The 13692-nt window shown below is 36.1% G+C and carries 11 protein-coding genes; 7 read left to right on the plus strand and 4 right to left on the minus strand.

Features of this window, described 5'->3' with window-relative positions:
• The first annotated feature begins 34 nt into the window (after positions 1-34).
• The 4 genes from ACK4R1_RS07390 (at position 35) to ACK4R1_RS07405 (ending at position 6363) form a co-directional block, all read left to right on the plus strand.
• The gene (locus ACK4R1_RS07390) at positions 35-1186 is read left to right on the plus strand and encodes an ATP-binding protein (RefSeq protein ID WP_409685241.1); all 1152 of its coding nucleotides are present in this window, start codon (positions 35-37) and stop codon (positions 1184-1186) included.
• Positions 1187-1201: 15 nt separating this feature from the next.
• The gene (tilS, locus tag ACK4R1_RS07395; protein ID WP_409685244.1) at positions 1202-2512 is read left to right on the plus strand and encodes a tRNA lysidine(34) synthetase TilS; all 1311 of its coding nucleotides are present in this window, start codon (positions 1202-1204) and stop codon (positions 2510-2512) included.
• Positions 2512-4497 (plus strand): cytochrome c biogenesis protein CcdA, encoded by a 1986-nt coding sequence (locus ACK4R1_RS07400; protein WP_409685247.1) that lies wholly within the window; start codon positions 2512-2514, stop codon positions 4495-4497. Before tilS ends, ACK4R1_RS07400 begins: the two co-directional genes overlap by 1 nt.
• 105 nt (positions 4498-4602) lie before the next feature.
• Entirely contained in the window at positions 4603-6363 is a 1761-nt protein-coding gene (locus ACK4R1_RS07405; protein WP_409685250.1) for a hypothetical protein, read from the plus strand.
• A 45-nt stretch (positions 6364-6408) separates the two neighbouring features.
• Here the strand turns inward: ACK4R1_RS07405 and ACK4R1_RS07410 are convergent, their stop codons facing one another.
• Positions 6409-6933, minus strand: a complete 525-nt coding sequence (locus tag ACK4R1_RS07410; RefSeq protein ID WP_409685253.1) for a hypothetical protein — start codon at positions 6931-6933, stop codon at positions 6409-6411.
• 143 nt (positions 6934-7076) lie between these two features.
• On the opposite strand from ACK4R1_RS07410, the gene ACK4R1_RS07415 reads away from it, so the two are divergent.
• Entirely contained in the window at positions 7077-9407 is a 2331-nt protein-coding gene (locus tag ACK4R1_RS07415) for an ATP-dependent helicase (protein WP_409685256.1), read from the plus strand.
• A 79-nt stretch (positions 9408-9486) separates the two neighbouring features.
• Positions 9487-10107, plus strand: coding sequence for an L-threonylcarbamoyladenylate synthase (locus tag ACK4R1_RS07420; protein ID WP_409685259.1), 621 nt, complete (start codon positions 9487-9489; stop codon positions 10105-10107).
• A 115-nt stretch (positions 10108-10222) separates the two neighbouring features.
• Here ACK4R1_RS07420 and ACK4R1_RS07425 read toward each other — a convergent pair whose 3' ends face one another.
• The 3 genes from ACK4R1_RS07425 to ACK4R1_RS07435 form a co-directional block, all read right to left on the minus strand.
• On the minus strand, positions 10223-11059 hold the full coding sequence (locus ACK4R1_RS07425; RefSeq protein ID WP_409685262.1) for a flagellar motor protein MotB: 837 nt from the start codon (positions 11057-11059) through the stop codon (positions 10223-10225).
• Positions 11060-11140: 81 nt separating this feature from the next.
• Positions 11141-12136: a glycosyltransferase family 2 protein gene (locus ACK4R1_RS07430; RefSeq protein ID WP_409685264.1), complete on the minus strand. Its 996-nt coding sequence runs from the start codon at positions 12134-12136 to the stop codon at positions 11141-11143.
• A 3-nt stretch (positions 12137-12139) separates the two neighbouring features.
• Complete coding sequence (locus tag ACK4R1_RS07435) at positions 12140-12598, minus strand: type I restriction enzyme HsdR N-terminal domain-containing protein (RefSeq protein WP_409685267.1); 459 nt, start codon at positions 12596-12598, stop codon at positions 12140-12142.
• Positions 12599-12685: 87 nt separating this feature from the next.
• Here ACK4R1_RS07435 and holA point away from each other — a divergent pair, with 87 nt between their 5' ends.
• On the plus strand, positions 12686-13690 hold the full coding sequence (holA, locus tag ACK4R1_RS07440) for a DNA polymerase III subunit delta (protein WP_409685270.1): 1005 nt from the start codon (positions 12686-12688) through the stop codon (positions 13688-13690).
• Positions 13691-13692: the final 2 nt, after the last annotated feature.

A 13692-nucleotide genomic window follows, 5' to 3' on the forward strand; every position in this document is an offset into this window, starting at 1 on the left:
TAAAACAATATATTTGTTTCATTAAATGAAAGTTATGTCGGTTAAAAGAGAGATTGTAAATGAAATGATTTTTTTGAAAGATAAGTATCCGATTTTGGCTCTAACCGGTCCAAGACAATCCGGAAAAACGACACTTTTAAAAGAACTCTTCCCGAATTACACTTATGTGAGTCTTGAAAATCCTGACATTAGAGCTTTTGCACAAAATGATCCCAACGCTTTTTTTAAACAATATGATAAATATTGCATTATAGATGAAGCACAACGCGTTCCGGAGATTTTTTCTTATCTGCAAACGATAGTAGATGATAGTAAGATTATGGGGCAATATATCCTTTCTGGTTCACAAAATTTTCATCTTATCAAAGGAATTACCCAAAGTTTGGCAGGAAGAGTAGCGCTTTTTAAACTTTTTCCTTTTGATTTCAATGAATTAAAATCCGAAAATTTATTGTCCAATGACTACATAAAAGCAATGATTAAAGGGTTTTATCCGGCTATTTTTGACAGAAATATTCCACCGCATACTTTTTATAGTAATTACTTGCAAACTTATGTAGAGCGAGATATTACTGAAGTTTTAAATATTAGAGACTTGAGAACCTTCCGAACGTTTTTGAGTTTGTGTGCTTCTCGAGCTGGTCAACTTTTAAATTTAAATGCGCTGGCCAATGAATGTGGCATTACGCAACCTACAGCTAAAGCTTGGATTTCAGTTTTAGAAAGTAGTTATATCGTTTTTTTACTGCAACCTTATCATAAGAATTTTGACAAACGAGTTATTAAAAGTCCAAAACTCTATTTTTATGATACCGGTTTATTGTGCAGTTTGTTGAAGATAAAAGAAGAAAATCAAATTAAATTTCAAAGCCATAAAGGTCATTTGTTTGAAAACATGATTGTTGCCGAAACAGTCAAACAAAAATACCACACCAATGCTTTAAATGATTTGTGGTTTTTTCGTGATGCAGCCGGACACGAAGTGGATTTAATTGTTCAAAAAGACGATGTTTTAGAACTAAATGAAATTAAAGCGACACAAACAATCTCTCAAGATTTATTTAAAGAGTTGAGTTATTTTGAAAATTTGTCTAAAGAAAAAATCGAAGTTAAAAAGCTAATTTATGCCGGGAATGATAATCAAAAGCGAACAGGTGTAGATGTTCTGTCTTGGTATAATTTATAATGACTACTTTTGAACATGCTCTCTAAATTTCAAAATCATATCGATATAAACCTTCCTTTTTTAAAAGGGAAAAAGTTGCTATTGGCTACAAGTGGCGGCATTGACAGTATGGTTTTGGTCAATCTTTGTCATCAATCAAAACTTGATTTTGCCGTTGCGCATTGTAATTTTCAATTGCGTGGAGAAGAAAGCGATAAAGACGAAACTTTTGTCAAATCTCAAATAGAAAAATTACAAGTTCCAATATTCATACAAAGATTCGACACCAAAGCTTTTGCGGAGCAAAACAAACTTTCCATTCAAGTTGTGGCACGAAACCTAAGATATGAGTGGTTTTATACGCTTTTGGCCAACAATAATTTCGATTATATTCTAACTGCGCATCATCTCGATGACAGTTTGGAAACTTTTTTAATCAATTTTACTCGTGGTTCAGGATTGGAAGGTTTAACGGGAATTCCGGAGCAGAATGATAAGATTGTCCGACCGTTATTGGTCTTTTCACGGAATGAAATTGAAGCTTTCGCCAAAGAAGACAACATTATTTGGCGAGAAGACAGCAGTAATGCTTCAGATAAATATTGGCGAAACAAATTGCGCCACGATGTGATTCCGATTTTAAAAGAGTTGAATCCGAGTTTGTTGTCGTCTTTTGAAAATACGATTGGTCATTTGAAACAAATTCAATCATTGGCACAAGACGCTACCAAAGATTTGTATCAAAAAGTAGTAAATGAAGAAGAAAATCATACCCTTATCGACTTAACCAAGTTGCTAAAACACCGAAATCACAAAGCCTATTTGTTCGAATGGCTACAACCTTTTGGCTTTGCCGATTGGACTTCGGTTTATGATTTAATCAACGCACAATCCGGAAAACAAGTCTTGTCGGAAACCCATATCCTCTTGAAAAACAGGGATTCACTTTTGTTGTTTCCAAAATTGCATGTACGCGGAGAGGAAGTGTTTTGGATCCAAAAAGAACAATCCGAAGTTAAAGTTCCCTTAAAACTTGACTTTTGTAACGTAAGTGACATTTCACATCAATCAAGTAATGTTATCTTTGTCGATGAAGACAAGTTGCAATTTCCTTTGACGATTCGACGATGGCAAGAAGGTGATGTTTTTCAACCTTTTGGCATGACCGGTAAAAAGAAATTGAGCAAGTATTTCAAAGATGAAAAGTTCTCTTTGCTGGAGAAAGCGAATATTTGGTTACTCTGTTCCGATGATAAAATCGTTTGGATAGTAGGGAAAAGACAAGATGAACGGTTCAAGATAACAGCAAGTACAACTAAAATTTTAAAAATCAATTACACCGACTAATGAAAAAAGTACTATTTTTTCTTTTGAGTTTTTTGGCTTTGGCCAATGTAAATGCCCAAATTGTAAATCCAGTTAAATGGACTAGTAAAGTTGAAAAAATCAGCGACACCGAATTCAATTTGGTGATGGAAGGAAAAATCGAAGACAACTGGCATGTCTATTCTCAATTTACGCCTGAAAACGGACCATTAGCGGCAGAATTCAAATTTAAAGATGCCAAAGGAAATTTCGAGTTGATAGGCAAAGTCAAAGAAAGTCCGTATAAAAAACAATACAATGATGTTTTTGAAGTTGACGAATACTATTTTGAAAAGAAAGTAACGTTTACCCAAAAAGTAAAAATCATCAACGCTAATCTGACTACAATCAAAGCCACGATTGATTATCAAGTATGTAAAGAGGTTTGTATCAATCAGGACAATGCTTTTACTTTTCAGTTGCCTAAAATTACCATCTCAAGTCCTACAGTAGTTACTAATGTTGATACAACTAAAGTCGATGAAGGGCAAACCGTTAAAGATGAGGTTAAATCTTCATTGGTTTCCAAAGTGATAAAACCTAGCAAGGAAGATAAAAAAGGTTTGTTAACGATTTTCTTTTTAGCGTTTCTTGGTGGTTTTGCGGCTTTATTGACGCCTTGTGTTTTTCCGATGATTCCAATGACAGTGAGTTTTTTTACCAAACAGAGTAAAAATCCCGGTCAAGGCAAACGCAACGCCATTTTGTACGGACTTTCTATTATCGGTATTTACGTGGTTTTAGGTTTAGCGATAACGGCTATTTTTGGTGCCGATGCGTTAAATGCTCTGTCAACCAATCCTTGGTTTAACTTGTTTTTCTTCTTATTGCTAATTGTTTTTGCGGCGTCATTTTTGGGTGCTTTTGAAATCATGTTGCCTAATTCTTGGGCCAATAAAGTCGACAGACAAGCCGATAGAGGCGGATTTATTGGCATCTTATTCATGGCTTTGGCCTTAGCTATTGTTTCGTTTTCTTGTACCGGACCAATTGTAGGAACGCTATTAGTCGAATCAGCTTCCAAAGGCGGTATTGCACCAATAGTTGGAATGTTAGGTTTTTCTTCTGCATTGGCTTTGCCTTTTATGTTGTTTGCGATGTTCCCGAGTTGGATGAATTCTTTGCCAAAATCTGGTGGTTGGTTAAACACGGTTAAAGTATCTTTAGGATTCTTAGAATTGGCTTTAGCCTTTAAATTTTTATCCAATGCCGATTTAGTATTGCAATTGCATTTATTAGAAAGAGAAGTTTTCTTAGCGATTTGGATAGCCGTATTTGGGGTTTGGGCTTTGTACTTATTAGGCAAAATCACCACACCTCATGACAGTCCGTTAACGCACATTTCAGTCGGACGATTGTCTTTAGGATTATTGGTTTTAGCATTTACGGTATACATGATTCCGGGATTATTTGGCGCACCTTTGAAACTGATAAGTGCTTTTCCGCCACCACAAACATATAGCGAAAGTCCAAGAGGATTTTTTGGCAATGCTTCGAGTACAAAAGATAAGTTGCCTGATGGTGCCAAATTAGGAGAACACGACATCGTTACTTTTACTGATTATGAAAAAGGTTTGGCCTACGCCAAAGAAGTCAACAAACCGGTTATGATTGACTTCACCGGTCATGCTTGTGTCAATTGTCGTAAGATGGAAATCAATGTTTGGTCAGACGAAAAGGTATTGGGTATTTTAAAAAATGATGTAGTGTTAATTTCCTTGTATGTAGATGAGAATATCGATTTACCCAAAAGCGAACAGTTTATCTCTAAATCAACCGGTTCAGAAATTGTAACGGTTGGCGATAAATGGACTGATTTTATGATTACCAAATACAAAACAAACACACAACCGCTCTACGTTTTAATCGATTTAAATGAAGATAACTTGAACAACCCAATCAGTTATACTCCAAATATCAGCGAATATCTGGCTTGGCTGAAAGACGGTGTTTCAAAATTTAAATAATTTAAAGAATCCTGATGTGAGTCAGGATTTTTTTATGTTTCTTATTTTTCTGACGCAACCAAATTTGGTTTTCCTTATCTTTAGTTTAAACAAAACCTATCCTTTATGAAAAAAATCCATTCTCTTTTGTGTTTGTTGCTTTTGGTAGTTGTCTTTTCAAGTTGCGAGTCTAATGATGACAATAACAATTCAGGTCCAAATGATAACACTTTCAGTCAAAATTTCGGCAATTCGGTCAATCGTGATTTTATAGGTCAAGTGGTCGATACCAATAATAATCCTTTACAAGGCGTTACCATCAAAATCGGTTCTGCTACAACCCAAACCGACGTTAATGGTGTTTTTATCATCAATGGTGCTGAGGTTTACCAGCGTTTTGCTTACATAACAGCAAAAAAAATAGGATATTTTGATGGTTCGCGTTCTATGGTTCCTACTTCGGGGAAGAACAACGTAAAAATTATGTTGATTCCCAATACACCTTTACAAACCGTACAATCAGGAGTTTTAAGTGAAGTAGCTTTACCTTCGGGAACCAAAGTCGTTTTTGATGGTGCTTTTGAAGATGCCAACGGAAATGATTACACTGGAAGCGTTCAAGTTTCGATGTTTCATTTATTGCCAAGCGATGAAAACATCAGTAAGTTAATGCCGGGAATGTTGTATGCTCAAACCCAAACCAATGAGCAAGCCATTTTAGAAACTTTTGGAATGATAAACGTAGAACTTCGTGGAAGTGGCGGACAAAAACTAAACATCAAAGAAGGGCACACGGCCGAAATCACATTGCAAATTGATAATAGTCAAATGTCTTCGGCACCAAACACAATTCCGCTATGGCATTTTGACGAAGAAAGAGGTTATTGGAAAGAAGATGGCGTGGCGACTAAAGTAGGCAATAAATACGTTGGCGAAGTATCTCATTTCTCTTGGTGGAATTGCGATGTGCCTTTCCCATTAGTTACTTTAACAGTTACAATAGTTGATGCTAATGGCAACGGAATTTCAAACGTTGGTGTTGGATTGTTAGCCAATGGGAACACATGGCCAGTATTAGGTTTTACGAATACTGATGGTCAAGTTTCAGGGTTAATTCCGGCGAATCAAACCATAGTATTAAATGTTTATACTGATTATTATTCTTGCAGTACGACTAATATTGTTTATACAACCTCTATCGGGCCATTTACCACCAATACTACTTTGCCTAATATTGTCATTAACAATTCGTCTACCACTTTTAGTTCAAATGTGGTCGGAACTTTACTTAAGTGTGATGGTACCAATGTAACTAATGGTTATGTAATGCTAATTAGAACAGGAGGTTATTCTATTTCTCCAGTGAGTAACGGAGTTTTTAGTTTTAATGAAATCTATTGTCCTAGTAATACACAATTTACTTTAAAAGGTTTTAATCATGATAACATTCAGGAAACAGATTCTATAAATTATAATTTTACACCACTAATTACAAATATTGGTAATCTACAAGCTTGTACTGCTGTAGATGAATTCATTTCTTATAGTATTGATGGTAATGCTCCGGTTTTTCTTTTTGATGAACTGTATTTTTATTTAGGAATTGGAAATTATGTTCAAATTTATGGACGCAATAATGCTCTAAATAAAGTTTTGTCCATTGATGGAATAGCAGGTGGTCCAAGCAATCCAACTTTTACTCAGTATGTTATCGAAGGAACAGATTTTGGGTATGTACAATCCTTAAATGATAATAACATCATTTATAATTTAAATTCATTAGGAAATATTGGAGAGATGACTGATATAACTTTCAATGGAACTTTTATGAATTCCTCGGGAACACATACTGTTATTGGTGTGATTCATGTCATCAGAAGTAATTAAAACAATAATGCATAAAAAAGCCTTCTAACTTAGAAGGCTTTTTTGTTATCCTAAAACTTGACTAACTTCACTTTTCAAAAACGCCAAGGCTACATTGGTAGCGACTTCGTCTTGCAGCAAGTTGCTCAGTATTTTTTCTCTTAATTTATCCGCATTATCAACAGTAGTGTCTGCAGTAGTTTTTCTGATGTTCTGAATGATAGTGTTTTTGGCAGTCAGTACCATCGTCCAACATTCATCCGTAATGTAAATTTGTTGGGTCAAATTGTGCTCAAATTCTTGTTCAATATGATGAATCAACAAGTTTTGATAAGCTACTTTATCATCATTCATCGGCGCGACTCTAATCAACAACTTCGCCGGATTGATGCGTTCCAAAAACAAAGCCATTCGCTCATAAGCTTGTAAACGCAAAGGCAAGGCTTGTTTCTGATTTTCTTTTTGCGCTAACCAACGACGCGTATGCTGTTGGTCTTTGAAATAACTGTTAAATAAATAATAAGCCACACCACCGGTAATTAAAGACGGAATGGTATACATCATCAATTCTAATATCTTATCTGCGTTCATAGTTGTATCGACTAAAAATTGTTGACAAATATAATAGAAATACCCTTAAATCTCTATTGCAATTCAGGTTTAGTAACGCTAAATTTGTCCATTACGATTTTTAACCTTAGCGCCTCAGAACCTTAGCAACTTAGTACCAAAAAATGCAACAATACATTTCCCAACTCAACGAAGCCCAACAAGCACCGGTTTTTCAAAAAGACGGTCCAATGATTATCATTGCCGGCGCCGGTTCGGGTAAAACGCGTGTGTTGACGGTTCGTATTTCGTATTTGATGAGTTTGGGTGTCGATGCTTTTAATATTTTGGCCCTAACTTTTACCAACAAAGCCGCACGCGAAATGAAAAAGCGTATTTCGGATATCGTTGGTAATAATGAAGCTAAGAATCTTTGGATGGGAACTTTCCACTCCGTGTTTGCTAAAATTTTGCGAATAGAAGCGGAGAAGTTAGGTTATCCGCCGAACTTTACGATTTATGACACGCAAGATAGCGTTCGATTGATTTCGGCGATTATCAAAGAAAACCAATTGGACAAAGACATCTACAAACCCAAACAAGTTTACAGTAGAATTTCTTCCTATAAAAACTCGCTGATAACTGTAAAAGCGTATTTCAACAATCCTGAATTGATGGAAGCCGATGCCATGAGTAAAAAGCCTCGAATGGGAGAAATTTACCAGCAGTATGTGGAACGCTGTTTCAAAAGTGGCGCCATGGATTTTGATGATTTATTACTAAAAACGAATGAATTATTAAATCGCTTTCCGGATGTTTTGGCCAAATACCAAGACCGTTTCCGCTATATTTTAGTAGATGAGTACCAAGATACCAACCATTCGCAATATTTGATTGTTCGTGCGTTATCGGATAGATTCCAAAATATTTGTGTCGTTGGCGATGATGCGCAGAGTATTTATGCGTTTCGCGGTGCCAACATCAATAACATTCTCAACTTCCAAAAGGATTATGACAATGTCAAAACCTATCGATTAGAACAAAATTACCGTTCGACCAAAAACATAGTAGAAGCCGCCAATTCAATTATCGATAAGAATAAAACCAAGTTGGATAAGATTGTTTGGACGGCCAACGATTTTGGTCCAAAAATAAAAGTCCACAGAAGCATCACCGATGGAGAAGAAGGTCGTTTTGTAGCAGGAGAAATCTTTGAGCAAAAGATGCGGAACCAAATGATGAACGGACAGTTTGCCATTTTGTACCGAACCAATGCCCAATCTCGTGCAATGGAAGACGCTTTGCGCAAACGCGACATTCCTTACCGAATTTACGGTGGCTTGTCTTTCTACCAAAGAAAAGAAATCAAAGATGTCTTGTGTTATTTGCGTTTGGTTATTAATCCAAAAGACGAGGAAGCTTTAGTTCGCGTTATCAATTATCCGGCAAGAGGAATTGGTGATACGACTGTAGAGAAATTAACCGTTGCGGCCAATCATTACAAGCGTTCCATTTTTGAAGTGATGGAACACATTGATAAAATTGATTTGAAACTCAATTCGGGTACCAAACAAAAAATAGAAGACTTTGTCACCATGATTAAAAGTTTTCAGGTCATCAATGAACAGCAAGACGCATTCGTTTTGACCGAACATGTAGCCAAAAAGACCGGTTTAATTCAAGAACTCAAAAAAGATGCTACGCCGGAAGGAATCGCTCGTATTGAGAATATCGAAACCTTAATGGGCGGTATCAAAGATTTCATCGAAGGTCAAAGAGAAATTGACGGTGCTCGTGGAGCTTTATCCGAGTTTTTAGAAGATGTTGCTTTGGCAACCGATTTAGACAACGACACCGGTGATGACGATAGAGTTGCCTTGATGACGATTCATTTGGCGAAAGGTTTAGAGTTTCCGTATGTGTTTGTGGTTGGCATGGAAGAAGATTTATTTCCGAGTGCGATGAGTATGAATACTCGTAGCGAACTGGAAGAAGAACGCCGTTTGTTTTATGTGGCTTTAACTCGTGCCGAACATCAAGCGTATTTAACTTATGCGCAATCGCGTTACCGTTGGGGAAAACTCACTGATGCCGAACCTTCACGTTTCATAGAAGAGATTAATGACCAGTATTTAGAATATATTAATCCAATGGATCGCGGAGGTTATCAATACAAGCCAACCATCGATTTGGATATTTTTGGCGATATCGACAAGTCGAAATTACGTTTGGCGAAGCCTGTAACCGGAACGCCACCAAAAACTTATGGGGAAGAACCATCATCTTCGGTAAATATTCGTAAATTGAAACCTGTATCAAGCAACGCACCGGGAAATGCTAATTTATTTGACAGCAAATTGACCGTGGGCAATAAAGTAATGCACGAGCGTTTTGGCAAAGGAGAAATCGTCAACTTAGAAGGTATTGGCGCCGATAGAAAAGCGGAAATTAAGTTTGAAGTTGGCGGTATTAAGAAGTTGTTGTTGCGATTTGCAAAGCTTGATGTGATTGGGTAAAATTGGTTTCAAGTTTAAGGTTTCAGGTTGTTTTTGCTAACTTGAAACTTGAAACAAAAATAACTTTCAAACAAAAAAAATGGCAGAATTCATCAAAATATACGAAGACAAACCCAACGAAGCCGCTATCAAAAAAGTAGTCGATGTATTGCGTAATGGCGGTTTGGTGATTTATCCGACGGATACCGTTTATGGTTTGGGTTGTGATATTACCAATACCAAAGCTTTGGAACGCATTGCCCGAATCAAAGACATCAAGTTGGAGAAAGCCAATTTTTCCTTCGTCTGCAGCGATTTAAGCAATTTGTCTGATTATGTGAAACAGATTGACACTTCTACGTTTAAAATACTCAAAAGAGCGCTTCCCGGACCTTATACTTTCATTCTTCCGGGGAATAATGATTTGCCTAAAGAATTCCGTAAAAAGAAAACCGTTGGTATTCGTGTACCCGATAATAACATCGCATTAGAAATTGTACGAATGTTGGGCAATCCAATTGTTTCAACGTCAATCCATGATGATGACGAAGTATTAGAATACTCCACCGATCCTGAATTGATTTTTGAGAAATGGCAAAACCGAGTAGATATGGTTATTGATGGCGGTTATGGTGATAACGTTGGTTCCACCATAATCGATTTGTCAGGTCATGAACCGATTGTTTTGAGAGAAGGAAAAGGCGATCCGGATATTTTTTAAAGAGAGAAAAGAGTATAGAGCAAAGAGAAAAGACTTTCCTTCAATAAAAAAACGTCCTGATTTCTCGGGACGTTTTATCTATATTCTTTATTCTATTTTCTTTATTGTCAAAAAATTATTTCTTCTGATTTTTCATTTCTTTCTCAATCATATCATAGAACTCATCAATCTTAGGAAGTACTACAATACGAGTTCTTCTGTTCTTAGAACGATTGTCAGCTGTAGTATTGTCTACCAGCGGAATGAATTCTCCACGACCAGCTGCTATTAACTGAGATGGTTTTACGCCTAGCTCTTTGGTTAAAACTCTGATAATGGCCGTTGAACGCTTAACACTCAAATCCCAGTTGTCAAGTAAAACCGCATTTCCTGTAAACGGAACGTTATCTGTGTGACCTTCAACCATACATTCAAATGTAGGTTTGTCATTCACCACTTTAGCAACCTTGGCTAACACTTCTTTTGCTCTATCGCTTACGACATAGCTTCCGCTTTTGAATAGTAATTTATCAGCGATAGAGATGAAAACCACTCCTTTTTCTACATTTACTTCAATATCCGGGTCAGAAATACCTACAGAACTTTTAAGGCTTGTGACTAATGCCAAAGTAACACTGTCTTTTCTGGTTAAGGCATCTTGTAAACGAGTAATTTTAAGGTCTTTTTCTCTTAAGCTTTCAAGCGATTTCTCAAGGTTTTGTGCGCCTTTTGAAGTCAACATGGTTAACTCTTTTGAATTATTAATCAAATCAGAGTTGTTTTGTTTCAAATACTCGTTTTGTTTTGACAACGCTTCTTTTTCAGAAAGACACAAGTTCAATTTAACGGTTGTTGAGTTTAATAAGTCTTGACATTCCTTATTTTGTGCTTCGAGTGCAGCAATTTTTTTCTTAGTTCCACACGAAGTCAACGTTAAGGCAGCTAATGAAAGGGCAAAAATTACTTTTTTCATAGGTGTTTGATTAAAATTTTAACAAAAATACGATTATTTTACATGTGAAGAGTTTTAGAAAATGATAAACTCTTGTTAAAATCATTTCTCAAAAACGGTGCCGCTCTTGACGAAATATTGGTAAACTATACTCTTTGTTTGATAGTAATTTCGGGAATTGGTAGTAGTGCGTTTTTTTAAGTTTCTGTTTATCAAATGATAAAATTCAAAATGCGCTTTGATTATCGCCCAGCAATGAACAAATTTTCCTTGTAAAATAAATTGTACTCCAGCCAAACCATCCAAACATAAACGAGCGAAAATGATGAGAAATAGCTTGCCTTCGGGGAGATTCTTGGTTAACATCAATAGGGAATTTCTGAAGTTTAAGAATGTTTTTCTTGGATTACTTTCGTTTAACGTTGCGCCTCCAACATGATATACCACGGATTTTGAAGTATATTTAGCTTTAAAACCCGAGTTAAAAGCACGCCAACACAAATCTATCTCTTCTTGATGTGCAAAGAAATCGCCGTCAAAGCCGTTTAAGTTTCGGTAAATGTCTTTTCGAATAAAAAAGCACGCACCGCTAGCCCAAAAGATTTCTCTTTCGTCATCGTATTGACCGTTGTCTTTTTCTATAGTTTCAAAAATTCGACCGCGGCAATAGGGATAACCGTATTGGTCTATAAAACCACCGGCAGCTCCGGCATATTCAAAGTATGCTTTGTTTTTGTAATCTAAAATTTTGGGTTGAATAATACCAATACTAGGTTCCTTGTCAAAGATAGTCTGGATAGGAGTAAGCCAATTTTCTGTTACTTCAATATCAGAGTTGACTAAGGCGTAATAGTCTTCTTCCACTTGCTGTAAAGCCACATTATAACCATTAGCAAAACCATAATTTTCATCGTTTTGAATGATAGTGACTTGTGGGAATTTGGTTTTAATTACTTCGATTGAATCATCAGTCGAAGCATTATCGGCGACATATATTTTGGCTTCCTCAGAATAGGCAACAATTGAAGGCAAGAACTGCTCCAACAGTTTGGCTCCATTCCAATTCAATATGACTACGGCTATTTTTTTGTCTTTCATCTACTATCTATTCGTCTCTGTTCTAAAATCAGGTAACTCTTTCAAGAAAACATATTGTTCCTTTTCAAAGTCCATTTGACAAAAATAATGATTTAGACCGTTGGTTACCATCAGATACTTAGCGTTTAATTTGAGGTTGTAACGAGCAATTTGGTCAAAAGTATTTTGGGTGATGTTAACTTCCGGCGCTTTGCATTCAATTAACAAAAATATTTCTCCATTAGGCTGAAAAACAACAATATCATAACGTTTATTAACATCATTAATTTTAATTAATTTTTCAACATTGAGGTAGGATTTTGGGTATTTTTTTTCTTGTAATAAAAACTGAACCGTGTGTTGGCGAACCCATTCCTCTGGTGTCAAAATGATAAACTTTTTCCTGATGTCATCAAAAATAGACACTTTATTTTCACTATTTTTGAAGCGAAACGAATAAGCAGGAAAGTTGAGGTTTTGCATAGTGCAAAAATAGTTATTTTGTTTCAAGTTTCAAGTTCCAAGTTTTTCAACGTGCAACCTGAAACCTGAAACTTTAAACCAAAGTAAATGGACGAAGTAGTTAAGATAATCAACGACATCAAAGCCGGAAAAGTAAAACCTATTTATTTTTTAATGGGTGAAGAACCTTATTACATCGATAGGATTACGGAATATTTAGAAAACAATCTTTTGACGGAAGATGAAAAAGGATTCAACCAAATGGTTTTGTATGGTCGTGATACTACTATTGAGGATATCGTTTCTAATGCCAAACGTTACCCAATGATGGCTGAACGTCAAGTTGTCATTGTAAAAGAAGCACAAGATTTGGCCAAATCCATTGATAAATTGGAAGCTTACGCCGAAAATCCTACACCAACAACAGTTTTGGTGATGGCTTATAAATACAAAACCCTTGACAAGCGTAAAAAAGTCACTAAAACTTTAGACAAGCACGGTTTGGTTTATGAAAGTAAAAAAATGTATGAAAACCAAGTTGGACAATGGATTACCAGGGTTTTGCAAGGTAGAGGTTATACTATTGAACCCAAAGCCAATGCGATGTTGGTAGCTTTTTTAGGCAATGATTTGAGTCGGATTGCGAATGAGTTAACCAAGCTTGAAATTATTTTACCCAAAGGAAGTACAATCACACCACATCATATTGAGGAAAATATTGGTTTCAGTAAAGATTTCAACGTTTTTGAATTTCGAAAAGCGATTGGGGAAGGAAACCAATTAAAAGCCTATCAAATAGCCAATTATTTTGCCCAAAACCAAAAAGATAATCCAATGGTGGTCGTGAATGCACAAGTATTTTCTTTCTTCTCTGCCTTGTTGCAATTTCATGGTTTAAAAGATAAATCACCGACGAATGCGGCTAGGGTTTTAAAAGTAAACCCTTATTTTGTTAACGATTATATTGGCGCAGCTAAAAATTATCCCATGAGAAAAGTCAGTGGTATTGTGGCTACTTTGCGAGATATTGATGTTAAAGGCAAAGGTGTTGGAGCAGCTAACCTAAATGATGCTGATTTGTACAAAGAAATGCTGACCAGTATTTTCAGATAGCC

This window comes from Flavobacterium sp. (assembly GCF_046293665.1).
In the GTDB taxonomy this organism is placed as follows: domain Bacteria; phylum Bacteroidota; class Bacteroidia; order Flavobacteriales; family Flavobacteriaceae; genus Flavobacterium.

Bases quoted from the DNA above. Each gene is read 5' to 3' on its own strand.
- ACK4R1_RS07390 (WP_409685241.1), top strand. From the start codon at position 35: ATGTCGGTTAAAAGAGAGATTGTAAATGAAATGATTTTTTTGAAAGAT.
- tilS (WP_409685244.1), top strand. From the start codon at position 1,202: ATGCTCTCTAAATTTCAAAATCATATCGATATAAACCTTCCTTTTTTA.
- ACK4R1_RS07400 (WP_409685247.1), top strand. From the start codon at position 2,512: ATGAAAAAAGTACTATTTTTTCTTTTGAGTTTTTTGGCTTTGGCCAAT.
- ACK4R1_RS07405 (WP_409685250.1), top strand. From the start codon at position 4,603: ATGAAAAAAATCCATTCTCTTTTGTGTTTGTTGCTTTTGGTAGTTGTC.
- ACK4R1_RS07410 (WP_409685253.1), bottom strand. From the start codon at position 6,933: ATGAACGCAGATAAGATATTAGAATTGATGATGTATACCATTCCGTCT.
- ACK4R1_RS07415 (WP_409685256.1), top strand. From the start codon at position 7,077: ATGCAACAATACATTTCCCAACTCAACGAAGCCCAACAAGCACCGGTT.
- ACK4R1_RS07420 (WP_409685259.1), top strand. From the start codon at position 9,487: ATGGCAGAATTCATCAAAATATACGAAGACAAACCCAACGAAGCCGCT.
- ACK4R1_RS07425 (WP_409685262.1), bottom strand. From the start codon at position 11,059: ATGAAAAAAGTAATTTTTGCCCTTTCATTAGCTGCCTTAACGTTGACT.
- ACK4R1_RS07430 (WP_409685264.1), bottom strand. From the start codon at position 12,136: ATGAAAGACAAAAAAATAGCCGTAGTCATATTGAATTGGAATGGAGCC.
- ACK4R1_RS07435 (WP_409685267.1), bottom strand. From the start codon at position 12,598: ATGCAAAACCTCAACTTTCCTGCTTATTCGTTTCGCTTCAAAAATAGT.
- holA (WP_409685270.1), top strand. From the start codon at position 12,686: ATGGACGAAGTAGTTAAGATAATCAACGACATCAAAGCCGGAAAAGTA.